At 71.1% G+C, this 25,319-nt stretch carries 16 protein-coding genes and 2 pseudogenes; 9 read left to right on the top strand and 9 right to left on the bottom strand.

Translation table 11 applies throughout. The features are described 5' to 3' along the window. The first annotated feature begins 3 nt into the window (after nt 1–3). The 7 genes from ABS41_RS10250 to ABS41_RS10280 are packed head-to-tail and all read left to right on the top strand — an operon-like array spanning nt 4 to nt 7,894. Nucleotides 4–963, top strand: coding sequence for a sodium-dependent bicarbonate transport family permease (locus tag ABS41_RS10250; protein WP_290593594.1), 960 nt, complete (start codon nt 4–6; stop codon nt 961–963). Nucleotides 964–986: 23 nt separating this feature from the next. Then, nucleotides 987–1,994: an amidohydrolase family protein gene (locus ABS41_RS10255; RefSeq protein WP_290593596.1), complete on the top strand. Its 1,008-nt coding sequence runs from the start codon at nt 987–989 to the stop codon at nt 1,992–1,994. Continuing rightward, nucleotides 1,991–3,274, top strand: coding sequence for a kynureninase (gene kynU / locus ABS41_RS10260; protein WP_290593598.1), 1,284 nt, complete (start codon nt 1,991–1,993; stop codon nt 3,272–3,274). Before ABS41_RS10255 ends, kynU begins: the two co-directional genes overlap by 4 nt. Then, entirely contained in the window at nt 3,271–4,620 is a 1,350-nt protein-coding gene (locus ABS41_RS10265; RefSeq protein WP_290593600.1) for an NAD(P)/FAD-dependent oxidoreductase, read from the top strand. Before kynU ends, ABS41_RS10265 begins: the two co-directional genes overlap by 4 nt. Then, complete coding sequence (gene sbcB, locus ABS41_RS10270) at nt 4,620–6,056, top strand: exodeoxyribonuclease I (protein WP_290593602.1); 1,437 nt, start codon at nt 4,620–4,622, stop codon at nt 6,054–6,056. The genes ABS41_RS10265 and sbcB overlap by 1 nt, the downstream gene beginning before the upstream one ends. Then, the gene (locus ABS41_RS10275; protein ID WP_290593604.1) at nt 6,053–6,736 is read left to right on the top strand and encodes a DUF2461 domain-containing protein; all 684 of its coding nucleotides are present in this window, start codon (nt 6,053–6,055) and stop codon (nt 6,734–6,736) included. The genes sbcB and ABS41_RS10275 overlap by 4 nt, the downstream gene beginning before the upstream one ends. Before the next feature lie 18 nt (nt 6,737–6,754). Beyond that, nucleotides 6,755–7,894, top strand: a complete 1,140-nt coding sequence (locus ABS41_RS10280) for an MFS transporter (RefSeq protein WP_290593606.1) — start codon at nt 6,755–6,757, stop codon at nt 7,892–7,894. Between the two features lie 6 nt (nt 7,895–7,900). Here the strand turns inward: ABS41_RS10280 and ABS41_RS10285 are convergent, their stop codons facing one another. The 9 genes and pseudogenes from ABS41_RS10285 to ABS41_RS10325 form a co-directional block, all read right to left on the bottom strand. Continuing rightward, on the bottom strand, nt 7,901–8,809 hold the full coding sequence (locus ABS41_RS10285; protein WP_290593720.1) for a 5'-nucleotidase: 909 nt from the start codon (nt 8,807–8,809) through the stop codon (nt 7,901–7,903). Nucleotides 8,810–8,867: 58 nt separating this feature from the next. Continuing rightward, nucleotides 8,868–9,653: a phosphonate ABC transporter, permease protein PhnE gene (gene phnE, locus ABS41_RS10290; RefSeq protein WP_290593608.1), complete on the bottom strand. Its 786-nt coding sequence runs from the start codon at nt 9,651–9,653 to the stop codon at nt 8,868–8,870. Beyond that, complete coding sequence (phnE, locus tag ABS41_RS10295; protein ID WP_290593610.1) at nt 9,650–10,429, bottom strand: phosphonate ABC transporter, permease protein PhnE; 780 nt, start codon at nt 10,427–10,429, stop codon at nt 9,650–9,652. Before phnE (ABS41_RS10295) ends, phnE (ABS41_RS10290) begins: the two co-directional genes overlap by 4 nt. Then, nucleotides 10,426–11,223, bottom strand: coding sequence for a phosphonate ABC transporter ATP-binding protein (phnC, locus tag ABS41_RS10300; RefSeq protein ID WP_290593612.1), 798 nt, complete (start codon nt 11,221–11,223; stop codon nt 10,426–10,428). Before phnC ends, phnE (ABS41_RS10295) begins: the two co-directional genes overlap by 4 nt. An 11-nt stretch (nt 11,224–11,234) precedes the next feature. Further along, nucleotides 11,235–12,197: a phosphate/phosphite/phosphonate ABC transporter substrate-binding protein gene (locus ABS41_RS10305; protein WP_290593614.1), complete on the bottom strand. Its 963-nt coding sequence runs from the start codon at nt 12,195–12,197 to the stop codon at nt 11,235–11,237. A gap of 53 nt (nt 12,198–12,250) precedes the next feature. Then, nucleotides 12,251–13,171 (bottom strand): 5'-nucleotidase, encoded by a 921-nt coding sequence (locus ABS41_RS10310; protein WP_290593616.1) that lies wholly within the window; start codon nt 13,169–13,171, stop codon nt 12,251–12,253. After that, on the bottom strand, nt 13,171–13,950 hold the full coding sequence (locus tag ABS41_RS10315) for an NAD kinase (protein WP_290593618.1): 780 nt from the start codon (nt 13,948–13,950) through the stop codon (nt 13,171–13,173). Before ABS41_RS10315 ends, ABS41_RS10310 begins: the two co-directional genes overlap by 1 nt. A gap of 78 nt (nt 13,951–14,028) precedes the next feature. Continuing rightward, on the bottom strand, nt 14,029–18,933 hold the full coding sequence (locus ABS41_RS10320) for an NAD-glutamate dehydrogenase domain-containing protein (protein ID WP_290593620.1): 4,905 nt from the start codon (nt 18,931–18,933) through the stop codon (nt 14,029–14,031). Between the two features lie 144 nt (nt 18,934–19,077). Next, nucleotides 19,078–20,137: pseudogene (locus ABS41_RS10325) on the bottom strand (acyl-CoA dehydrogenase family protein). 161 nt (nt 20,138–20,298) lie between these two features. Here ABS41_RS10325 and ABS41_RS10330 point away from each other — a divergent pair. Together ABS41_RS10330 and metH are read left to right on the top strand one after the other, a co-directional pair. Beyond that, a pseudogene (locus ABS41_RS10330) lies at nt 20,299–21,222 on the top strand (metalloregulator ArsR/SmtB family transcription factor); the annotation flags it as partial. Between the two features lie 2 nt (nt 21,223–21,224). After that, entirely contained in the window at nt 21,225–24,935 is a 3,711-nt protein-coding gene (metH, locus tag ABS41_RS10335; RefSeq protein WP_290593622.1) for a methionine synthase, read from the top strand. The last annotated feature ends 384 nt before the right edge of the window (nt 24,936–25,319 follow it).

Here is a 25,319-nt window from a genome sequence, read left to right on the forward strand (position 1 = left end):
CCGATGGACCTGGGCAGCAACCTGCTCGTCGCCAACCTGCTTTCCCCCGTGGTCCTGGCCTTCGGCCTGGGCCTGGTGGCCCGCGCGCTGCGCAGCGACCTCGACATCCCGCCGGCCATCCAGGCCTACCTGTCGATTTTCCTGCTGCTGTCGATCGGCCTGAAGGGCGGCGTGGCCCTGCGCCAGGACCCGCCCGACAACCTGTGGCTGCTGCTGGTGGTCACCGTGCTCGCCGGCCTGGCCACCGCCGCCTCGGCCTACGTGCTGGCCCGCGCCTGGCTGCGCGACGTGCCGCTGCAGGCCGGCGCCATCGCCGCGCACTACGGCTCGGTGTCGGCGGTCACCTTCATCGCCGCCCAGCAGTTCGTCGAGCGCCTGGGCGGGCAGCCGGTGGAAGTGCTGGTGGCCCTGGTGGTCGCGCTGGAAATCCCGGCCATCCTGGTCGGCATCGGCCTGGCGCGCGGCGGCGGGCGGCCCAGCTGGCACCAGGTGCGCGAAGTACTGACCGGCCGCACGGCCATGCTGCTGCTCGGCGGCCTCGCCATCGGCGCGATCGCCGGCAAGTCCGGCGTGCAGGCGGTGGACGCGATGTACTTCCAGCTCTTCCAGGGCATGCTGATGCTGTTCATGCTCGACATGGGCCTGGTCGCCGCCGGCCAGCTGCGCCAGCTGGGGCGCGGCTTCGGCAGGTTGCTGGTATACGCCACCGCGCTACCCCTGGCGCACGGCGCGGCCGGCGTGGCCATCGGCCATGCGGTGGGCCTGGGCACCGACGGCGCCACCGTGTTCGGCGCCATGCTCGCCAGCGCCTCCTACATCGCCGCGCCGGCCTCGGTGCGCGCCTCGCTGCCCGAAGCCGACGCCGGCCGCTGCATCACCGCAGCGCTGGGCCTGACCTTCCCCTTCAACCTCGCCCTGGGCATCCCGCTCTACGCCGCGTTCTCGGGCTGGCTGGCCGGCTAGCCCACGCGGGCTAGAATGGCGGCATGCTCAAGATCGACAGCCACGCCCATTACCTGCCCAAGCACTGGCCGAACCTGGCCGAGAAGTACGGCGACGCCCGCTTCCCGGTGATCCACCACGAGGACGGCCGCGCCCGCATCTACAAGGACGGCAAGTTCTTCCGCGAGATCTGGTCCAAGACCTGGGATCCGGCCGAACGCATCGCCGACTACGCGCGCTTCGGCGTGCAGGTGCAGGTGCTGAGCACGGTGCCGGTGATGTTCAGCTACTGGGCCAAGGCCCAGCACGCGCTGGAGCTGCACCAGGCGCTCAACGACCACCTGGCCGAGGCCTGCCGCACCCACCGTCGCCACTGCGCCGGCATCGGCACCGTGCCGCTGCAGTCGCCGCGCCTGGCCGTGCAGGAACTCGAGCGCTGCATGGACCAGCTCGACCTGCAGGGCGTGCAGATCGGCTCGCACGTCAACGACTGGAACCTCGACGCGCCCGAGCTGCTGCCCTTCTTCGAGGCGGCCCAGGACTTGGGCGCGGCCATCCTCGTGCACCCCTGGGACATGATGGGCACCGACTCGATGCCCAAGTACTGGATGCCCTGGCTGGTGGGCATGCCGGCCGAGCAGAGCCGCGCCGCCTGCGCGCTGATCTTCGGCGGCGTGCTCGAGCGCTTCCCGCGCCTGAAGGTCTGCCTGGCCCACGGCGGCGGCAGCTTCCCCTACACCATCGGCCGCATCGAGCACGGCTTCAACATGCGCCCCGACCTGGTGGCCACCGACAACCCGCACAACCCGCGCAAATACCTCGACCAGCTGTATTTCGACAGCTGGGTGGCCGACAACCGCGCGCTGCGCTACCTGCTCGACACCGTCGGCGTGCCGCGGGTGATGCTGGGCACCGACTACCCCTTCCCGCTGGGCGAGCAGGAGCCGGGGGCCGGCATCGCCGCGCTCGGGCTGTCGGCCGACGAGCAGGCGCGGCTCTACCACGGCACCGCGCTGGAGTGGCTGGGCCTGCCGATGTCGAGGTTCGAATGAGCGAGCTGCACACCGTCCCGGCCGAGGCGCTCGACGCCGCCGACCCGCTGGCCCATTTCCGCGAACAGTTCCTCATCCCGCGCCACGGCGAGGGCGAGCAGGCCTATTTCTGCGGCAATTCCCTCGGCCTGCAGCCGCGCGGCGTGCGCGAGGCGCTGCTGCAGGAACTCGACGACTGGGCGGCGCTGGGCGTGGAGGCGCATTTCCGCGGCCGCCACCCGTGGATGCCCTACCACGCCGAGGTGCGCGACGGGCTGGCCCACATCGCCGGCGCGCACCCCTCGGAAGTGGTGGCGATGAACTCGCTGACGGTGAACCTGCACCTGCTGATGGCCAGCTTCTACCGGCCCACGGTGGAGCGGCCGGCCATCCTGATCGAAGCCGGCGCCTTCCCGTCCGACCAGTACGCGGTGGCCTCGCAGGTGCGCTTCCACGGTTTCGACCCGGCCCGCGACGTCATCGAAGTGCAGCCCGACGAGCCGAACGGCACCATTTCCATGACCGCCATCGAACGCGCGCTGGGCGAGCACGGCCACCGCATCGCGCTGGTGCTCTGGCCCGGCGTGCAGTACCGCACCGGCCAGGCCTTCGACCTCGCCGCCATCACCCGCATGGCGCACGCGCGCGGCTGCGTGGTGGGCTTCGACCTCGCCCACGCCGCCGGCAACCTGCCCCTGGCCCTGCACGACAGCGGCGCCGACTTCGCCGCCTGGTGCAGCTACAAGTACCTCAACTCGGGTCCCGGCGCCGTCTCCGGTGCCTTCGTGCACGAGCGCCACGCCCGCAGCGACCTGCCGCGCTTCGCCGGCTGGTGGGGCCACGACCAGTCGACCCGTTTCAGGATGGGCCCCGAGTTCATGCCCACGCCCGGCGCCGAAGGCTGGCAGCTGAGCAACCCGCCGATCCTGGCGCTGGCGCCGCTGCGCGTGTCGCTGGAGCTGTTCGCCCGCGCCGGCCTGCCGGCGCTGCGCGCCAAGTCCGAGAAGCTCACTGCCTACCTCGAGGCGCAGGTGCGCGCGCGCCTGCCGGACGTGCTCGAGATCGTCACGCCGGCCGAGCCGGAACGCCGCGGCTGCCAGCTCTCGCTGCGCGTGCGCGGCGGCCGCGACCAGGGCCGGGCCCTGTTCGAATGCCTCGAGGCCCAAGGGATCGTCGGCGACTGGCGCGAGCCGGACGTGATCCGCATCTCGCCGGTGCCGCTGTACAACCGCTACGCCGACATCAGCCGCTTCATCGCCGCCGTCGAGGCCTGGGCCGCGCCGGTGGGAGGCGTGGCGTGAAGCCGGCGGGCGCGCTGACGATCGCCGGCGCCGGCCTGGCCGGCGCGCTGCTGGCCACGCTGCTCGCGCGCCGCGGCTGGCCGGTGGAGGTGTTCGAGAAGCGCCCCGATCCGCGCGCCCGCGGCTACGAAGGCGGCCGCTCGATCAACCTGGCCCTGGCCGAGCGTGGCCTGGACGCGCTGCGCCAGGCCGGGCTGCAGGACGTGGTGATGAAGCAGGCCGTGATGATGCGCGGCCGCATGGTGCACCCGCTGGGCGGCGAGCCGATGCTGCAGCGCTACGGCCGCGACGACAGCGAGGTGATCTGGTCGGTGCACCGCGGCCGGCTCAACATCGCCCTGCTCGACGCCGCCGAAGCCGCCGGCGCGCGCATCCACTTCAACCAGCGGCTGGAGGGGGTCGACTTCGACGCCCGCATCGCCCGCTTCGTCAACGACCACGACCGCACGCGCCGCGAGCAGGCCTTCACCGCCCTGCTCGGCTGCGACGGCGCCGGCTCGGGCCTGCGCGCGGCGATGGCGCCGCACGTGGAGCTGGGCGAATCCTTCGAGCCATTGGGCCACGGCTACAAGGAGCTCGAAATCCCGCCCGCGGCCGACGGCGGCTTCCGCATCGAGCCCAACGCGCTGCACATCTGGCCGCGCGGCGGCTACATGTGCATCGCCCTGCCCAACACCGAGCGCACCTTCACCGTCACCCTGTTCCTGCCCAACGCCGGCGAACCGGGCTTCGACGCCCTGCCCACGCTGGCCGACGCCCGCGCCTTCTTCGAGCGCGACTTCGCCGATGCGCTGCCGCTGCTGCCCGACTTCGAGCGCGACTGGACCAACAACCCGGTCGGCGTATTGGCCACGCTGCGCCTGCGCCACTGGCGCCTGGACGGGCGCGCGGTGCTGCTGGGCGACGCCGCCCACGCCATGGTGCCCTTCCACGGCCAGGGCATGAACTGCGCCTTCGAGGACTGCCTCGCGCTCGACCGCCACATCGCCGCCGCCGACGACTTCGACGCGGCCTTCGCGGCCTTCGAGGCCGAGCGCCGCCCCAATGCCGAGGCCATCCAGGCCATGGCGCTGGAGAACTACATCGAGATGCGCGACCGGGTGGACGACGCCGACTACCTGCTCCAACGCCAGCTGGAAGTGACGCTGGCCGGGCGGCACCCGGGCGTTTTCCTGCCGCGCTACTCGATGGTCAGCTTCACCACCATTCCCTACGCCACCGCGTTCGAACGCGGCAAGGTGCAGCGGCAGATCCTGGTGGAGGCCACGCGCGGCCGCGCTTCGCTGGACGAGGTGGATCTCGCCGCCGCCGATGCGCTCGTGCGCGAAAGGCTGGCGCCGCTCTGATGGCCGCCAGTTTCCTTTGGTATGACCTGGAAACCTTCGGCCGCGACCCGCGGCGCACCCGCATCGCCCAGTTCGCGGCCATCCGCACCGACGCCGACCTCAACCCGGTCGGCGAGCCGATCAGCCTGTTCTGCCAGCCCGCCGACGACCTGCTGCCCTCGCCCGGGGCCACGATGATCACGGGCATCACGCCGCAGCAGGCCCGGGCCGATGGCCTGCCCGAGGCGGCCTTCATGGCGCGGCTGGCCGAGGAGTTCATGCAGCCGCAGACCTGCGCGGTGGGCTACAACTCGATCCGTTTCGACGACGAATTCGTGCGCTTCGGCCTGTACCGCAACTTCCACGACCCCTACGAGCGCGAATGGCGCAACGGCAACTCGCGCTGGGACCTGCTCGACGTGCTGCGACTGGCCGAAGCCCTGCGCCCCGAAGGCCTGGCCTGGCCGCTGCGCGAGGACGGCGCGCCGAGCTTCAAGCTCGAGCACCTGGCCGAGGCCAACGGCGTGCGCGAGGGCGACGCCCACGAGGCGCTGAGCGACGTGCGCGCGCTCATCGGCCTGGCGCGCAAGTTCAAGGCCGCCCAGCCGCGGCTGTGGGACTACGCCTTCGCCCTGCGCGACAAGCGCAAGGTGGCCGCGCTGATGGACGTGGCCAACATGACGCCGCTGCTGCACATCTCCTCGCGTTACCCGGCCAGCCGTCACTGCGCGGCGCTGGTGGCGCCGATCGCGCGGCATCCGAAGATCGAGTCGCGGATCCTGGTCTGCGGGCTCGACGAAGATCCGGATGCGCTGCTGGCGTTGGAACCCGACGAAATCGCCGACCGCCTGTACACGCCGGCCGCCGACCTGCCCGAGGGCGAGCGCCGCATCCCGCTCAAGGAAGTGCACACCAACAAGTGCCCCATCCTGCTGCCGCTGGAGCACCTGCGCCCCATCGATTTCGAGCGGCTGGGCATCGACCGCGACGCCTGCCTCGAACGCGCCGAACGCCTGCGCGCCGCGCCCGGCCTGGCCGAGAAAGTGCGCCGCGTGTTCGCCGTCGAAACCGCGCGCGAGCCGGCCGATGCCGATGCCGCGCTCTACGACGGATTCCCCTCCGACGCCGACAAGCGCCTGTTCGCGCGCGTGCGCAGCGCCGCGCCGGCCGAGTTGCCTGGGTTCGGCCCCCGCTTCGACGACCCGCGTTTCGCCGAGCTGCTGTTCCGCTACCAGGCCCGCAACTGGCCCGACAGCCTCGACGCGGCCGGCCGCGCCCGCTGGAATGCCTACCGCCGCACCCGCCTCGGCGCCGCCAGCGGCCTGTCGGAGTACGATTTCACGGCCTATTACGCCGAAATCGCGACACTGCGCGCCACCACGGAGCCCGGCCCGAAGCAGGCCTGGCTCGACGCCCTGCAGGACTGGGGGCAAGCCCTGGAACGCGAGCTGGCATGAGCACCTATTTCAGCGACAAGACCTTCAAGTTCCTGCGCGCGCTGGCGCGCAACAACACCAAGCCCTGGTTCGAGGCGCACCGCGCCGACTACGAGGCGCACCTCAAGGCGCCCTTCCAGCGCCTGATCACCGACCTGCAGCCCGACCTGCTCGCGATCAGCGCGCACTACCGCGCCGACCCGCGCGGCAACGGCGGGTCGCTGTTCCGCATCCACCGCGACACGCGCTTTTCCAACGACAAGACGCCCTACAAGACCTGGGGCGGCGCGCGCTTCTTCCACGCCCGCAGCAAGCAGGTGCCGGCGCCTTCGTTCTACCTGCACGTGCAGCCGGGCAACAGCTTCCTGGGCGCCGGCATCTGGCACCCGGAGCCGGAGGTGCAGCGCCGCATCCGCGAGTTCCTGGTCGACAACCCGGCCGGCTGGGAGAAGTTCGCCCGCGCGCCGGCCTTCAAGCGCAGGTTCGAGTTCTGGGGAGAGAGCCTGGTGCGCCCGCCCCGCGGCTACCCGGCCGACCACCCGCTGATCGAAGACCTCAAGCGCAAGGACTTCACCGCCGGCATGGCCCTCGACGACGAGGTGATCCTCGGACCGCGCCTGCGCCAGGCCGTGGCCAGCGGCTTCGCCGGCCTCGCCCCGCTCGCCGACTACCTCTGCGCCGCCCTCGACCTCGAATTCTGACGCCCGTCTGGGCCGCCCATGCCCGCCAGCCTCCGGCCCTTCGCCGTCTTCTACTTCTGGTACTACGCCGCCCTCGGCGCCTACACGCCCTACGTGGGGCGCTGGGTGGACGCGCTGGGCCACGGTGGCTTCGTGGTCGGCGCGATGCTGGGCCTGTGGTACGGCACGCGCATCATCGCGCCGCCGGCCTGGGCGGCCCTCACGGGTCGCAGCGCGCGCCCGGGCGAATGGTTCGTGGCCGGCTGCGTGGCCACCCTGCTGTGCTTCGCCGGATTCCTGTTCACCCGCGAGGCCTGGGCCCTGCTGGGGGTGATGGCGGCCTTCGGGCTGTTCTACAACGCGGTGATGCCGCAGTTCGAAGCCATGACCCTCGCCGCGCTGGGCCCCGCGCCCGAGCAGTACGGGCGCCTGCGCGTCTGGGGTTCGGTGGGTTTCCTGCTCGTCGCCGGCAGCTACGGCGCGCTGATGGACCGCGTGGGCGCCGAGAACTTCCCCTGGCTCACCCTGCCCCTGTTCGTGGCCATGGCCCTCGCCGCCTGGCCGCACCGCCACGACCGCCCGCCGGAGCAGGCGCCGGCCACCGTCGGCGAGGCCGGGCACCTGTTCAAGCGCCCGGGCGTGCGCCGCTTCCTGCTGGTGGCGCTGCTGATGCAGCTGGGCTTCGGCCCGTTCTACGTCTTCTACACGCTGCACCTGCAGGCCGCCGGGCATTCGGGCGCGGCCATCGGCGCGCTGTGGGCCCTGGGCGTGCTGATCGAGATCGCGATGTTCTGGCAGGCGCCGCGCCTGATCGCCCGCTTCGGCGCCGGGCGGCTGCTGTCGGCCTGCCTGGCCGCGACGGTGCTGCGCTGGACGGTCACCGCGCTCTACGCGCACTCGCTGCCGGTGATGCTGCTGGCCCAGACCACGCATGCGCTGAGCTTCGCGGTCTTCCACGCCTGCTGCATGCGGCTGATGAGCGAGTATTTCCCGGGCCGGCGCGCGGCGGCCGGCCAGAGCCTGCTCTACGGCTTCAGCTCGGGCGTGGGCGGCGTGCTGGGCGCGGGCATGGCGGCCCTGGCCTGGGAGAGCGCCGGCGGCGGAATGCTGGCCTTCCTGCTCGGTGCCGCGGTGACGGCGGTGGCCTGGGGCGTGTACGCGCTGCGGCGCGCCCGCTGAGGCGGCTCAGGGTTCGTGCACGGTGCCGAAGGGCACGTGGCCGGCGGCGACATGCCGGCGGGCCGACTCGATGTTGTGGGTGGAGTCGTCGAAGAAGATGTCGGCGCCGAAGGCTTCCAGGAACGGGCCCTTGTCGCGGCCGCCCAGGAACAGGGCTTCGTCCAGGCGAACGCCCCACTCGCGCAGCGTGAGGATGACGCGCTTGTGCGCCGGCGCCGAGCGCGCGGTCACCAGGGCGGTGCGAATCGGTGATTCTTCACCGATCGGGAAGGCCTGCTGCAGGTCGTGCAGCGCGGCCAGGAAACCCTTGAACGGGCCGCCCGACAGTGGCTCGTTGGCGCGCGCCAGCTCGTGGTCGTGGAAGGCCGCCAGGCCTGCCGACTGCGAGACGCGCTCGGATTCGTCGCCGAAGATCACCGCGTCGCCGTCGAAGGCGATGCGCAGCTGAGGGTGGGTGTGCTCCGGCGCCGGCGACGGCAGGATGGTGGCCGCCGCCACGCCGTGCTCGAGCGCGGCGCGCACCGAGGCCGGGTTGGCCGACAGGAACAGCTGGGCGCCGAAGGGCCGGATGTACGGATACGTCTCGCCGCCGCTGGTGAACACCGCGCGCACGATGCCCAGGCCGTAGTGCTCGATGGAATTGAAGATGCGCAGGCCGGTGTCGCTGGAATTGCGCGAGAGCAGGATCACCTCCACCCGCGGGTGGTCGGCCGGGCAGCCCTCGTTGAGCGCCAGCAGCTTGCGCACCAGCGGGAAGGCAATGCCGGGCGGCAGCACCTCGTCCTCGCGCTTGCGCTGGAACTCGGCGTAGGCCTGCACGCCCTGCTGCTCGAACAGGGCGTGGCTGTCCTCCATGTGGAACAGCGCCCGCGTCGTGATGGCGACCGTCAGCCGCTCTGGCGGAACGCTGGGCATCACGGGCTCGTGGGGCTTGGCCATGGCGACAGGTTAGCGCGTTCCCGGGCCCGGGGCCTCAGCTGTTGACCAGGCGGCGACGGATGGCGCTGGAGGCCATGTCGATCAGCAGCACCGCCAGGATGGTGATCAGCAGCACCGCCGCGGCCTTGTCGAACTGGCGGTAGCGCAGGGCCGTGAGCAGCATGCCGCCCACGCCGCCGGCGCCCACCACGCCCAGGATGGCCGAGGCGCGCAGGTTGAGCTCGAAGCGGAACAGCCACTGGGCCATGATCTCCGGCAGCACCTGCGGCAGCACCGCGAAGCGGATGGCCTGCAGGCGGGAACCGCCGGCCGCCTCGACCGCCTCGAAGGTGCCCATGTCGATCGACTCGATCACCTCGGCGCCGAGCTTGCTGAGCATGCCCACCGAGTGGATGCCGATGGCCAGGGCACCGGCGAACGGGCCCAGGCCGACGATCGGCACCAGGTACAGGGCCAGCAGGATCTCCGGCACCGAGCGGATGGCCGAGGAGATGAACTTGACCAGGCGCGAAATGCGCGGGAACAGCGTGCGCGCACCCAGCACGGCCAGCGAAATGGACAGCGCCGCGCCGATGAGCGTGCCGATCCAGGCGATCTGGATGGATTCGAGCACCGCCGGCAGCGCGCGGGTCTGGCCATAGCCCCAGTCGGCCGGCCAGAAGAAGCCCAGCACCCGCACCATCTGCTCGGGCAGCTTGAGCAGCCGCTCGGGCGAGGCATCGATGGACCACAGCGACCACAGCACCAGGCCGGCGATGACCAGGGTGGCCCAGGTGGCCAGGCCGCCCTTCGGGGCCTGCGGACGGACCACGGCGTTCATGCCAGCCTCCTGCGGATGGCGCCGGAGAGTTGTTCGATCGCGAGCACGGCCACCAGCACCACCAGGATGATCAGGCTGACGCGCTCGTACTCGAAGTTCGAGCGCTGGGACTCGAGGATCATGCCCAGGCCGCCGGCGCCGACCAGGCCCAGCACCATCGACGAGCGCACGTTGAGTTCGAAGGCGTACATCAGGTAGGACGCGTACTGCGGCCAGACCTGCGGCAGCGCGCCGAAGCGCACCATCTCGATCCAGTTGCCGCCGGCGGCGCGGATGGCCTCGGGCAGGTTGGTGTCGATGGCCTCGATGGACTCGGAGAAGAGCTTGCTGATCACCGCCACGGTGAACACCGTCAGCGCCAGCGCACCCGCCAGCGGGCCGAAGCCGACCGCGGTGGCGAACAGCATCGCCCAGAACAGGTCGGGCAGCGTGCGCATGATGTTCATGAAGTTGCGGTCGAGGAACCAGACCAGCCCGTTGGGCGAGACCGGGCGCGCCGCCAGCACCGCCACCGGGATGGCCAGGATGCCGCCGATGACGCTGCCGATCAGGGCGATCTGCAGGGTCTCGAGGAAGGGCTTGAACAGGCGCGGGAGGAAACCGAAGTCGGGCGGGAACGATTCCACCAGCAGGCGCTTGCCGCCGCCGATGTTGCAGAGCATCCCGATGAAGTCGACGCCGACGCCCTTGGCCGACCAGGCGGTCATCGCCACCAGGGCCAGCGTGATGCCGCCCCAGAAGGCATAGCGCGGCTTGGGCCGGGCCGGTGCGATCACGCCACGCCCCCGAGGAAGTCGTCGTCGCCCGGCGGGCGGCCGTAGATCTCGCGGAACTGGTCGTCGGTGACGGTCTCGCCGCCGCCGTCGTACACCATCTCGCCGTGGCGCAGGCCGATGATGCGCTGGCCGTAGCGGCGCGCCAGGTCCAGGAAGTGCAGGTTGACGATGGTGGTGATGCCCAGCTCGCGGTTGATGCGCAGCAGGTCCTGCATCACCTGGTGCGAGGTGACCGGGTCGAGCGAGGCCACCGGCTCGTCGGCCAGGATGATCTTGGGGCGCTGGGCCAGGGCGCGGGCGATGCCCACGCGCTGCTGCTGGCCGCCGGAGAGCTGGCTGGCCTTGACGTAGGCCTTGTCGACGATGCCGACGCGCTCGAGCGCCTCGAGCGCGATCTCGACCTCGGCCTTGGGCCACAGGCCGGTGATGGTGCGCCAGGTGGGCACATGCGCCAGGCGGCCGATGAGCACGTTGTCGAGCACGCTCAGTCGCTTCACCAGGCGGAAGTCCTGGAAGACCATGCCGATGTCGGCGCGCAGGCGGCGCAGCGCCCTGCCCGGCTTGTCGGGCATGGGCTGGCCGGCGATCTCGAGCGTGCCTTCGGTCAGCGGGATCAGGCCGTTGACCGAGCGCATCAGCGTGGACTTGCCCGCGCCGGAGGAGCCCACGATGACCACGAACTGGCCGGCCGGGATGTCGAGGTCGATGCCCTTGAGCGCCTTGACGCCGCCGGCATAGGTGACGCCGGCGCCGCGGTAGCGGATGGCGGGGACGGAAGTGTTGGACTGGCTCATCGGATTCCCGGTCAGCGACGCATCTGGTCGTAAACGTCGGCCACGGGCTGGTACACGCCCGGCGCCGCCGGCACGAAGCCGTCGATTTCATAGATGTTCCAGAGCGCCCGCTGCTCGCGCGGCAGGTGCTCCTGCGATTTGGCAAAGTCGACGAAGGCCTGCGCGATGGCCTGCTTGAGGTCCTCGGGCAGGTCGGCCCGCACCTGCACGCCGTCGTTGGGCACGTCCACGGTGCGGTTGAACACGATCACCTTCTCGCCCACGTCCGGGTACTGCGCCTTCACCATGTTGCGCGCGTCGTTGTAGGACACGGCCACGTCGGTGTCGCCGGCGTACACGGCCAGCACGGCGGCGTCGTGGCTGCGCACGAAGATGCCGCGCACGTCGCGCTCGGGGTCGATGCCCAGCTTGAACAGCTGCTGGGCCGGGAACAGGTAGCCGGTGGTGGAATTGGGGTCGGTGAAGGCGATGGTGCGGCCGCGCAGCTGCGCGAGGTCGCCGTCGCAGCGCAGCATGCCGTTGGGGCCGGGCACCGGCGGCTGCTTGCAGAGCGAGGCGTCGCGGGTCATCCACTGGGTGTGGTAGCCGGTCTCGCCGTTGCGCACCGAGATCAGCACGGCCTGGATGTCGTAGCGGCGGGCGCCGAGCATGGCCGCGAACGGCGGCAGCATGGCGATGTCGGCGCGGCCGCTGCCCATGGCCTCGACCAGGCCGGTGTAGTCCTGCGGCACGAAGGCGCGCACCGGCATGCCCAGGCGCTCTTCGAGGTAATTGGAGATCGGGTCGAGGTTCTCGACCATCATCTCGGCCTCGTTGGCCGGCACCAGGCCCAGCACCAGCTCGCTGGGCCAGCCGCGCGGGTCACTGGCGGCCGGGTCGGCGCAGCACGAGGCCAGGGCCAGCACCAGCGGCAGGGCCAGCAGCCTCCGCCAGCGTGGCCGGTGGGCCGTTTCGGAACGAGGATTCGGGCTCATATCCGCCAATTTTGTTTCCCTTGCATGACAGTTTCGAGACAGCCCGGGGACCCTCAGCCCTCGTTGCTGACCCCGTGCGGTACGTGCCCCGCGGCCACGTGGCGGCGCGCGGACTCGATGTTGTGGGTGGAGTCGTCGAAGAAGATGTCGGCGCCGAAGGCGTCCAGGAACGGGCCCTTGTCGCGGCCGCCCAGGAACAGGGCCTCGTCCAGGCGCACGCCCCACTCGCGCAGCGTGAGGATGACGCGCTTGTGCGCCGGCGCCGAACGCGCCGTCACCAGGGCGGTGCGGATCGGGGCCTCGTCGGGCGGGTAGTCCTGCTGCAGGTCGTGCACGGCGCGCAGGAAGTCGCCGAAGGGCCCGACCGACAGCGGCGTGAGCGCCATCGCCCGCTCGTTGTTGCTGAAGGCCTCCAGGCCCTCGCCGCGGGCGATGCGTTCGGACTCGTCGCCGAACAGCACCGCGTCGCCGTCGAAGGCGATGCGCAGCTGGTCGTGCCGCGACTCCACCGCCGGCACCGGCAGCACCGTGGCCGCGGCCACGCCGGCCTTGAGCGCGCTGCGCACGTCCTCGGCGTGGGTGGACAGGAACAGGTGGGCGCCGAAGGGCTGGATGTAGGGGAACGGCGCGGCGCCGTTGCTGAACACCGCGCGGCTGATCGACAGCCCGTGGTGCTCGATCGAATTGAAGATGCGCAGACCGGTCTCGCTGGAGTTGCGCGAGAGCAGGATGACCTCGACCGGCCGGCTGCCGTCGGGCGACTCGAGCTCGAGCAGCTTGCGCACCAGCGGGAAGGCCGCGCCCGGGGCCAGCACGTCGGCCTCGCGGCTGCGCTGGTAGTCGAGGTAGGCCTGCAGGCCCTCGCGCACGTACAGCGCGTGCGCATCCTCGAGGTCGAACAGGGTGCGCGAGGACAGCGCCAGCACGAGGCGGCTGCGGCCGGGCAGCAGGGAATGGGACGCGGTCTGGGCCATCAGGTGGTGAACTGCTCGTTGAGGATGCGTTCCTCGAGGTTGTGCTCGGGGTCGAAGAGCAGCGTGACCGTGCGCTCGCGCGACTCGCGCACCGTGATCTCGGCCACGTCGCGCACCTCGTGCGAATCGGCGGTGGCGCTGACCGGGCGCTTGTGGCCGTCGAGCACCTCCACCCGCACCACGGTGTCCGAGCGCAGCAGCGCACCGCGCCAGCGCCGCGGCCGGAACGCGGCGATGGGCGTGAGCGCCACCACCTGCGAGCCCAACGGCAGGATCGGCCCGTGCGCCGAGAAGTTGTAGGCGGTGCTGCCGGCCGGGGTGGCCACCAGCACGCCGTCGCAGACGAGTTCGTCCAGGCGCACCTGGCCGTTGAGCGAGATGCGCAGGTGCGCCGTCTGCCGGGTCTGCCGGAGCATCGAGACTTCGTTGTAGGCCAGCAGCGAGACGGTGGCGCCCGACTCGGAGATCGCCGTCATCTCCAGCGGCCGCAGCACCGCGGCCTCCGCCGCGTGCAGGCGCTCGACCAGATCGTCGGGCCGGTGCTGGTTCATCAGGAAACCGACCGTGCCCAGCTTCATGCCGAACACCGGCTTGGACAGCGCGCCGTGGCGATGCAGCGTGTGCAGCATGAAGCCGTCGCCGCCGAGCACGCACAGTACATCGGCCTCTTCCGGGGCCACCTGCCCAAAGCGCGCGGCCAGCCGGTCCCGGGCGGCCTGGGCCTGGGGAACGGAACTGGCGAGGAAGGCGATGCGCGGCTGGGCGGGGAGGCTCGGCATGGCGCGAAGGATAACCCAGCCCATGCCCCCTGTAGGAGCGCCTTCAGGCGCGAAGGCGCTCCTGCACGGGTTGGTTCTTCACGCGGCGCCGGCGGCCACCACCTGGGCCAGTCGGCGCACGGCCACCGACAGGGTCGGATAGTCGAGCTCGCGCAGGTTGCGCAGGTCCGCGAACATGGCCTGGGCCAGGCGCAGGGCCGGCTCGTCGCGGCCGAGCCACTGGCCGACCACGTCGCCCGGCTCCGCCCCGCCCGCCCCCGCCAGCACCTGGCCGACCAGGGCACGCTGCTGGGCCTGCAGCTCGTCGCGCAGCACGCCGCGGGCCTGGGCATGCCAGCGGCCCGACACCGGCAGGGCCTCGACCGCGTCCATCAGCCACTTGGTGCACAGTGCATCGGCCAGCGTGAAGTAGGTCGCGGCCACGCGGGCCACCGGCAGCTTGCGCTCGATCGCCACCTCGACGATGTCCAGGGCATAGGCCAGGAACGGCAGGCTGGCGAAGGAACGCGCCAGCTCGACCGGGTAGCCCTGGGCCAGCCAGCGCGCCTCGTCGGCGGCCAGCTGGGCGCGGCCGTCCTCGGGCAGCACGCTGGCCAGGGCCGCGCGCAGTTCGGCCACGCCACCGGCATATCGTTCGACCTTCTCGGCGATGTTGAGCTGCTCGCCCGGGCGGTTGAGCAGCCAGCGCGTGAGGTTGCGCTGCAGGTGCCAGATGCCGGCCAGGGCCTCGAGCTGGGCCTCCTCGCTGACCTTCAGGTCCAGGCCGTCGATGGCCGCCCACAGCGCGCGGGCATCGAGCACCTCGCGGCTGATGGTGAAGGCCTTGGCGATCTGCGCCGGGGTCTGCCCGGTGTCTTCCTGCATGCGCAGCAGGAAGGTGGCACCCATGCGGTTGACGGTGGAGTTGGTGACCGCCGTGGCGATGATCTCGCGGCGCAGGCGGTGGTTCTGCATGTCCTCGGCGTAGCGATGCTGCAGCGCCTCGGGGAAGTAGCGCACCAGCTCCTTGCTCAGGTACGGGTCCTCGGGCACGTCCGAGTCGAGCATCTGGTTGAAGACCACGATCTTGTCGTAGCTCAGCAGCACGCTCAGCTCCGGCCGGGTCAGGCCCTGGCCGCGGGCCTTGCGCTCGGCCAGCTCGGCGTCGGTGGGCAGGAACTCGATGGCGCGGTCGAGCAGGCCCTGCTCCTCGAGCGTGCGCATGAAGTGCCCGAACGAGCCCAGGCGGGCCGCGCTCATGCGCTCCATCAGGCTGATGGCCTGGTTCTGGCGGTAGTTGTCGTTGAGCACCAGCTCGGCGACCTCGTCGGTCATGCTGGCCAGCAGCGCGTTGCGCTGTTCGACCGCCAGCTCGCCGCGCAGCACCGGCGCAGAGAGCAGGATCTTGATGTTCACCTCGTGGTCGGAGGTGTCCACGCCGGCCGAGTTGTCGATGAAGTCGGTGTTCACCAGCACGCCGTTCATGGCGGCCTCGATGCGGCCACGCTGGGTGAAGCCCAGGTTGCCGCCCTCGCCCACCGCGCGGCAGCGCAGCTCGTTGCCGTTCACGCGCAGGCCGTTGTTGGCGCGGTCGCCGGCGTCGGCGTGGCTCTCGCTGCTGGCCTTGACGTAGGTGCCGATGCCGCCGTTCCACAACAGGTCGACCGGCGCCTTGAGGATGGCGTTCATCAGCTCCATCGGGCTGAGCTGCTCGACGCCCTCGGCCAGGCCCAGGGCCTGGCGCACCTGCGGCGTGATGGCGATGGCCTTGAGCGAACGCGGGTACACGCCGCCGCCCTCGGAGATGAGCGACTTGTCGTAGTCCTCCCAGCTCGAACGCGGCACGGCGAACATGCGCTCGCGCTCGACGTAGCTGCGCGCCGCGTCCGGGTTCGGGTCGAGGAAGATGTGGCGGTGGTCGAACGCGGCCACCAGGCGGATGTGCCTGGAGAGCAGCATGCCGTTGCCGAACACGTCGCCGGACATGTCGCCGATGCCGACGCAGGTGAAGTCCTGGCTCTGCGAATCGATGCCCAGCGCGCGGAAGTGGCGCTTGACCGATTCCCAGGCGCCCTTGGCGGTGATGCCCATGCCCTTGTGGTCGTAGCCCACCGAGCCGCCCGAGGCGAAGGCGTCGCCCATCCAGAAGCCGTGCTCGGCCGAAATGCCGTTGGCGATGTCGGAGAACGTGGCCGTGCCCTTGTCGGCCGCGACCACCAGGTAGGGGTCGTCGCCGTCGTGGCGCACCACGTCCACCGGCGGTACGACCTGGCCGTCCACCAGGTTGTCGGTGATGTCGAGCAGGCCGTTGATGAAGCGCTTGTAGCAGGCGATGCCCTCGGCCAGCTGGGCGTCGCGGTCGCCGCCCGCGGGCGGGCGCTTGACCACGAAGCCGCCCTTCGAGCCCACCGGCACGATGACGGTGTTCTTCACCATCTGCGCCTTCACCAGGCCCAGCACCTCGGTGCGGAAGTCCTCGCGGCGGTCCGACCAGCGCAGGCCGCCGCGGGCCACCGGGCCGAAGCGCAGGTGCACGCCCTCGACGAAGGGCGAGTACACGAAGATCTCTCGGTAGGGCACCGGCTTGGGCAGCTCGGGCACCAGCGAGGGGTCGAACTTGAAGCTGATGTAGTCGCGGAAGGCGCCGCCCTTGCGCTGGTAGAAGCTGGTGCGCAGGGTGGCGTTGATCAGGGCCATGTAGCGGCGCAGGATGCGGTCGTCGTCGATGCTGGCGACCATGGCGTCGAGCAGGATCTCGAGCGCGTCGGTGATCGCGTCGGCCTGGGCGGCGCGGTCGAGCGCGCGGGCCGCGGCGATTTCCTGCGGGATGGTGTCGAGCGCGGCGCGGCGGTCGGCGGGCAGCAGCCAGGCGATCTGGTCGTGCAGGGCCTGCTGGCCGGCGGCGTCGAGCGGCACCTCGCGGCCCGGCTCGAAGCGCGCGGCGAACAGCTCGTAGAGCAGGCGCGCGATCACCGGGTAGCGCAGCAGCGCCTCCTCCATGTACGGCTGCGAGAACGGCACGCCGGTCTGCAGCGCGTACTTGGTGTAGCCGCGCAGCATGGCGATGTCGCGCCACTCCAGGCGCGCCGACAGCAGCAGCTGGTTGAAGCCGTCGTTTTCGGCCTCGCCGCTCCAGATGGCCGAGAAGGCCTCCTGGAAGGGCACGCGCGCGGCCTCGACGTCGACCTCGCCGCGGGCGGCGACCTCGAAGTCCTGCAGCGAGATGCGGCCGTCCTCGGCATCGATCACGTAGGGATGCTCGGTCAGCACACGCAGGCCGAGGTTCTCCATCACCGGCAGCACGTCCGACAGCGCCACGTCGCCGGCGCGGCGCAGCAGCTTCAGGCGCAGCTTGTCGCCGTGGCGGGCGAAGCTGATGCGCTGGTCGCCCTCGCCGCCCAGCCGCGAGGCATCGAGCACGTCGGCGGCGGCGGCCTCGGGCGTCACCGCCTCGAGGTAGCCGGCGGGCAGGCCGCGGCCGTAGCGCTGGGCCAGGCGCAGGCCGGCCTCTTCGCCATGCTCGCGCACCAGGATCTCGCGCAGCTCGTCGTGCCAGTCGCGCACGATGCGGGCCAGTTCGGCCTCCAGCGCGGCCTGGTCGACCTCGACGCCGCCACCCTGTTTCGGACGGATGACCAGGTGCAGCTGGGCCAGCGGCGACTCGCCGATCTGCACGGCGTGGTCCAGGCGCTCGCCCTGCAGCGCGTCCATCAGCAGCGCTTCGATGCGATGGCGGATGCCGGTGTTGAAGCGGTCGCGCGGGATGTAGACCAGGGCCGAGAAGAAGCGGCCGTAGCGGTCGCGGCGCAGGAACAGGCGGGTGCGGGCGCGCTCCTGCAGGCCCAGGATGCCCATCGCGGTGCGCTGCAGCTCCTCGGCGCTGGACTGGAACAGCTCCTCGCGCGGCAGCGTCTCGAGGATGTGGCGCAGCGCCTTGCCGCTGTGGCTGGTCGGCGCCAGGCCGGAGGCGGCCATCACGAACTCGTGGCGCTGGCGCACCAGCGGGATTTCCCACGGGCGGCGGTTGTAGGCGCTGGAGGTGTACAGGCCCAGGAAGCGGCGCTCGCGCACCGCGCGGCCCTCGGCGTCGAACTCGAGCACGCCGATGTAGTCCATGTAGCCCGGGCGGTGCACGGTGGCGCGGGCATTGGTCTTGGTGAGCACCAGCACGTCGCGGCGGGCGTTGGGCGCCAGGTCGGCGGCGGCCAGGCCGGCCACCGGGCGCGGGCGCGCCTGCTGGTCCTTGCCGCGCAGCAGGCCCAGGCCGCTGCCCTGCACCGGGTGAAGGTCGCGACCCACGACCTCGTACTCGCGGTAACCCAGGAAGGTGAAGTGGTTGTCGGCGGCCCAGCGCAGGAAGGCCTGCGCCTCGGCGCGGTCGGCGGCGTCCACCGGCATCGGCTGGTCCTCGATCGCGGCGGCGATGTCGAGCATGCGCTCGCGCATCGGCTGCCAGTCGGCCACGGCGGCGCGCACGTCGCCGAGCGCGGCCAGCAGGGTGCGCTCGATCTCGGCCATCGCGCCGGCATCGGCCTGGCGGTCGATCTCGAGGTAGATGAAGGATTCGGCGGCGCCCTCGCCCACCGACTGCAGCTTGCCGGCGGCGTCGCGCCTGACCTGCATCACCGGGTGCGCCAGCTGGTGCAGGGTGATGTTGAACTGGGCCAGCGCCATGCGCACCGAGTCGACGAGGAAAGGCATGTCGTCGTTGGCCAGGCGCACCACGGTGTGGGTGCTGTCGTAGCCGTCGGTGGCGAGCGTCGGGTTGCCCACCTGGATCTTGACCTTGCCGGCTTCGCGCTGGCCGGCGAAGGCCAGGAAGGCGCGCGACACGGCGGCCCATTCCACGGCGGGGCGGGCCTGCAGCTCGTCCTCCGGGACCCGCGCGAAGAAGCTTCGGGCGAAGGTCTCCTCCAGCGCCTTCGCGGGCGCGGACGCGGCGGCCGCGGCGGCGGCGGCGATGGCGTCGAGGGACTCGGCGGAAGCCAGGGCGTGGGCGTTCATGGTCTGCTCTCTCGCAGGCAGTGGGTAAAGCCATGAATTGTAGTCCCGGCGTGAAGCCGCGGCCAGAGAAAAACCGGCCTGCAAGCGGGAAAAAAGAAGCCCCGCTTCAGCGGGGCTTCGGATACGCCGGGGTACGGGCGTTGCTCAGCGCAGGCCGGTCTCGTTGCGGGCGATGACCAGGCGCTGGATTTCGCTGGTGCCCTCGTAGATCTCGGTGATCTTGGCGTCGCGGAAGTAGCGCTCGAGCGGCATTTCCTTCGAATAACCCATGCCGCCGTGGATCTGCAGGGCCTGGTGCGTGATGTACATCGCCGCCTCGGAGGCGGTGAGCTTGGCCACCGAGGCCTCGGTGCTGAAGCGGCCGCCGTTGAGGTCGGCCTGCGCCTTGGCCCAGGCCGCGCGAAGGGTGAGGATCTCGGCGGCGTCGAGGCGGCACTTCATGTCGGCGATCTTGGCCTGGATCATCTGGAACGAGCCGATCGGCTGGCCGAAGCTCTTGCGCTCCTTCACATAGGCCACGGCGGCCTTGTAGGCGGCCTTGGCCAGGCCCACGGCCTGCGAGGCGATGCCGATGCGGCCGGCGTCGAGCACGCCCATGGCGATCTTGAAGCCCTCGCCTTCCTGGCCCACCACTTCGTCGGCCGTGGCGACGTAGTCCTGGAACTCGATCTCGCAGGTCGCCGAGGCGCGGATGCCGAGCTTGGGCTCGGTCTTGCCGCGGTGGAAGCCCGGCTTGGTGGTGTCGACCATGAAGGCCGTGATGCCCTTGGCGCCCTTGGCCGGGTCGGTGATGGCGAAGAGGATGATGTACTTGGCCACCGGGCCGGAGGTGATCCAGCTCTTCTTGCCGTTGATGACGTAGCTGCCGTCGGCCTGCCTGGCGGCCTTGCAGCGCATCGCGGTGGCGTCGGAGCCCGACTGCGGTTCGGTGAGCGCGAAGGCGCCGATTTCCTTGCCCTCGGCGATCGCGCGCACGTACTTCTGCTTCTGCGCCTCGGTGCCGAACTTGAGGATGCCGTTGCAGAACAGCGAGTTGTTCACCGAGACGATGGTCGAGTGGGCGCAGTCGGCCTCGGCGATCTCGATCATGGCCAGCACGTAGCTGATCGTCGTGGTGCTCGGCGCTCGGCGCGATCTTTTCCTGCGCGATGCGGCGGGCCACGTCCTGGATCATCAGCTGTTCTTCGGTGAATCGGAAATCCACGGGGGCATCCTCGGGCTATGGCTGGCTAAGACCGCGATTGTAGCGGCTGGCGCCGTCGCGGGCAGGTCCACGCGGCGTGAAGCGCGCCGCGCCGCGGCTTGACGCCCCCGCCGGGCGGGCCTAACCTCGCATATCTTTGAATCCGGATGAAAGGATAAATAATGGACCTGGACGCCTGGTCGGCCTGTTTGAAGGTCCTTTCCGATCCCACCCGGGTGCGCCTGCTGGCCCTGCTCGAGCGCGAGGAGCTGACCGTGGCCGAACTGGCCGCCATCACCCGGCTCGCCCAGCCGCGCGTGTCCACCCACCTGGCCCGCCTGAAGGAGGCCGACCTGGTGCGCGACCGCCGCGCCGGCGTTTCGGCCTACTACCGCTTCAACGGCGACGGCCTCGAGCCGGGCGAATCGCGCCTGTGGGAAGCCCTGCGCGACAGCACCGACGACCCCCTGCTGCGCCAGGACGCCGAGCGCCTGCCGGCGGTGCTGGCCACGCGCGCGGCCGACCAGAACTGGGCCGACTCGGTGGCCGGCGACATGGAGCGCCACTACTCGCCCGGCCGGACCTGGGAAGCCCTGGCCCGCTCCACCCTGCCCCTGCTCGAGCCCGGCGACGTGCTCGACGTGGCCTCGGGCGACGGCGTGCTGGCCGAGCTGCTGGCCCCGCACTCGCGCCGCTACGTCTGCGTCGATTCCAGCGCCCGCGTCGTCAACGCCGCGCGCGAGCGCCTGCGCCGCTACCGCCACGTCGAGGTGCTCGAGGGCGACATGCAGGCCCTGCAGTTCCCCGCCGCCAGCTTCGACCTGGTGCTGCTGATGCACGCGCTGACCTACGCCGAACGCCCGGCCCAGGCCGTGGCCGAGGCCGCGCGCGTGCTGCGCCCCGGCGGCCGGCTGGTGGCCACGTGCCTCGGCAAGCACGAGCACCGCGCCGCGGTCACGCCCTACGGCCACGTCAACCTCGGCTTCAGCGCCCGCGAGCTGCGCAAGCACGCCGAGAAGGCCGGGCTGGAGGTGACGGTGTGCGAGCCGGTGACGCGCGAAAAGCGCCCGCCGCATTTCGAAGTGCTCACCCTGCTGGCGCGCAAGCCATGAGCCAGCTGCCCTGGCACGACCCGGCCCGCGCCGGGCAGCTGCTCGAAGCGCTGTCCCGGCGCATCCTCGTCATCGACGGCGCGATGGGCACCATGATCCAGCGCCACGGCCTGGCCGAGGCCGACTACCGCGGCGAGCGCTTCGCCGGCAGCCCGCGCGACCTCAAGGGCAACAACGACCTGCTCACGCTGACGCGCCCCGAGCTGATCGCCGGCATCCACCTGGCCTACTACGCCGCCGGCGCCGACATCGTCGAGACCAACACCTTCAATTCCACCGCCGTCTCGCAGGCCGACTACGGCCTCGAAGCCCTGGTGCCCGAGCTTAACCGGGAGGCCGCGCGCCTGGCACGCGCCTGTGCCGACGCCGCCGAGGCCGCCGATCCGACCCGGCCGCGCTTCGTGGCCGGCGTGCTCGGTCCCACCAGCCGCACGGCCTCCATCAGCCCCCGGGTCGAGGACGCGGGCTACCGCAACGTGCATTTCGACGAGCTGGTAGCCGACTACGGCCAGGCCGCGCGCGCCCTGGTCGAGGGCGGCGCCGACATCCTGATGGTCGAGACGGTGTTCGACACCCTCAACGCCAAGGCCGCGCTGTATGCGCTCGACGAGTTGTTCGAGTCGCTGGGTGCGCGCCTGCCGGTGATGGTGTCGGGCACCATCACCGACCGCAGCGGCCGCACCCTCAGCGGCCAGACCGCCGAGGCCTTCTGGTATTCGCTGCGCCACGCCCGGCCGCTGTCGATCGGCCTGAACTGCGCGCTCGGCGCCCGCGACCTGCGTGCCCACGTGGACATGCTCTCGCAGGTGGCCGACACCTACGTCAGCTGCCACCCCAACGCCGGCCTGCCCAATGCCTTCGGCGGCTACGACGAGGGCCCGGGCGAGATGGCCGGGGTGCTGCGCGAGTTCGCCGAGGCCGGCCTGCTCAACCTGGTCGGCGGCTGCTGCGGCACCACGCCCGAGCACATCGCCGCGATCGCCGGTGCCGTGCGCGGCCTGGCCCCGCGCACGCCGCCCAGCCTGCCCGCGTACACGCGCCTGGCCGGCCTCGAGCCCTTCGTCATCACGGCCGACACCAATTTCGTCAACGTCGGCGAGCGCACCAACGTCACCGGCTCGGCGCAGTTCAAGAAGCTGGTGCTGGAGAACCGCTACGACGAGGCCCTGGCCGTGGCGCGCCAGCAGGTCGAGAACGGCGCCCAGGTCATCGACGTGAACATGGACGAGGGCCTGCTCGACGCCGAGGCGGCGATGGCGCGTTTCCTCAACCTCGTCGCCTCCGAGCCGGACATCGCCCGCGTGCCGGTGATGATCGACAGCTCGAAGTGGAGCGTGATCGAGGCGGGCCTGAAGTGCGTGCAGGGCAAGCCGATCGTCAATTCCATCTCGCTCAAGGAAGGCGAGGCCGCCTTCCTGGCCCAGGCCCGCGAGGCGCGCCGGCACGGCGCCGCCGTGGTGGTGATGGCCTTCGACGAGCAGGGACAGGCCGACACCTTCGAGCGCAAGGTCGCCATCTGCAGCCGCGCCCATGCGCTGCTGGTGCAGCAGGCCGGCTTCGCGCCCGAAGACATCATCTTCGACCCCAACATCTTCGCCATCGCCACCGGCATCGAGGCGCACGACGACTACGCAGTCGCCTTCATCGAGGCCGCGCGCGAGCTCAAGCGCCGCTTCCCGGAGAGCCACGTCTCGGGCGGCGTGTCGAACGTGTCCTTCTCCTTCCGCGGCAACAACGCGGTGCGCGAGGCCATCCACTCGGTCTTCCTCTACCACGCCATCGGCGCGGGCATGGACATGGGCATCGTCAACGCCGGCGCGCTGGCGCTGTACGACGATCTCGACCCGGCCCTGCGCGAGGCGGTCGAGGACGTGGTGCTCAACCGGCGTGCGGACGGCACCGAGCGACTGCTGGCCGAGGCCGACAAGCACAAGGCGCGAAAAGGTGAGTCCCGGGCACCCGACTTGGCCTGGCGCCAGTGGCCGGTGGACGAGCGCATCCGCCACGCCCTGGTGCACGGCATCGACGCCTACGTCGAGGCCGACGCCGAGGAGGCGCGCCAGCGCTCGACGCGGCCGCTGGACGTGATCGAAGGCCCGCTGATGGCGGGCATGAACGTGGTCGGCGACCTGTTCGGCGCCGGCAAGATGTTCCTGCCCCAGGTCGTCAAGTCGGCCCGCGTGATGAAGAAGGCCGTGGCCCACCTGATCCCGTACATCGAAGCCGAGAAGGCCCGCAGCGGCGACGCCGGCAAGCCGCGCGGCAAGGTGCTGATGGCCACGGTGAAGGGCGACGTGCACGACATCGGCAAGAACATCGTCGGCGTGGTGCTGGCCTGCAACAACTTCGAGGTGGTGGACCTGGGCGTGATGGTGCCCGCGCAGGTGATCCTCGACCGCGCCCGCGAGGAGAAGGTGGACGTGATCGGCCTGTCGGGCCTGATCACGCCCTCGCTGGAGGAGATGAGCCACGTCGCCAGGGAAATGAAGCGCCAGGGATTCGACATCCCACTGATGATCGGCGGCGCCACCACCTCGCGCGCGCACACGGCCCTGAAGATCGACCCGCACTACGAGGCGCCGGTGGTCTGGGTGAAGGATGCCTCGCGCGCGGTGGGCGTGACCCAGTCGCTGCTCAGCAGCGAACTGCGCGGGCCCTTCGTGGCCGCCAACGCCGCCGACTACGCCGAGGTGCGCAAGCGCCACGCCAACCGGGGCGACGCCAAGCCCCTGTTGCCCCTGGCCCGGGCCCGCGACAAGGCCTTCGACGGTGGCTGGGCCGACTACGCCCCGCCGGCGCCGCGCCGGCCGGGCCTGACCGTGTTCGACGACTACCCGCTGGCCGACCTGCGGGCGGTGATCGACTGGACGCCCTTCTTCCAGTCCTGGGAGCTGGCCGGCCGCTACCCGGCCATCCTCGAGGATGCCGTGGTCGGCCCGCAGGCGCGCGAGCTGTTCGCCGACGCGCAGGCGATGCTCGACAGGATCATCGACGAGAAGTGGCTCACGGCGAAGGCCGTGGTCGGCCTGTGGCCGGCGCGCTCGGTGGGCGACGACATCCAGGTGCTCGACGAAACCGGCCACCTGCGCGCCACCCTGCACTGCCTGCGCCAGCAGGCGGACAAGCCCGACGACCGCGCCAATTTCTGCCTGGCCGACTTCGTGGCGCCGCGCGACAGCGGCCGCCAGGACTGGGTGGGTGGCTTCGCCGTCACCGCGGGCCTGGGCATCGAGCCGCACCTGGCCCGCTTCGAGGCGGCGCACGACGACTACAACGCCATCCTGCTCAAGGCCCTGGCCGACCGCCTCGCCGAGGCCCTGGCCGAGGACCTGCACCGGCGCGTGCGCACCGAGCTTTGGGGCTATGCGCCGGACGAAGCACTCGACAACGAGGCACTGATCGCCGAGCGCTACCGCGGCATCCGGCCGGCGCCGGGCTACCCGGCCTGTCCCGACCACAGCGAGAAGGACACGCTCTTCCGCCTGCTCGGCGCCCCGGAACATGCGGGCATGACGCTGACCGAGAGCTTCGCGATGCTGCCGACGGCGGCGGTCAGCGGCCTGTACTTCGCGCACCCGCGCAGCCAGTACTTCGTGGTCGGCCGCCTCTCGCGCGAACAGGTGGCCGACTACGCCCGCCGCAAGGGCATCCCGCTGCAGCAGGCCGAACGCTGGCTCGCCCCCAACCTCGACTACGACCCCGAGTAAGCGCACGCCACCCCTGTAGGAGCGCCTTCAGGCGCGAATCTCTTGCCCCTTGGCTTCAGGCGCCGGGATCGTTCCTGGCGAAGGTCCGCCGTACGCGCAGTCCTTTGCCGGGGACGCCGTGAACCCATCCATGGGGTCTCTTCGAAAACGTCCATGTTTTCGAAGCCCCGGCAAAGGACTGCGCATACGACGGACCGCGAAGGATATGGGCCGGCGGATCGAACACGAAGGCGCATCCCGGCGCAGATGGTTCGCCGGGTCGTCGCATGAGAAGTCCCCAGGCCGGACCGTCGGAGACAGGGATGTCGACGACGAGCCTACATGGACGTACTTGCGGCGTGTCCGGACTGGGGACGTCTCGTGCGGCGGCCCGTTGCGGGGAGC

This window comes from Arenimonas sp. SCN 70-307 (genome assembly GCF_001724815.1).
Lineage (GTDB): Bacteria > Pseudomonadota > Gammaproteobacteria > Xanthomonadales > Xanthomonadaceae > Arenimonas.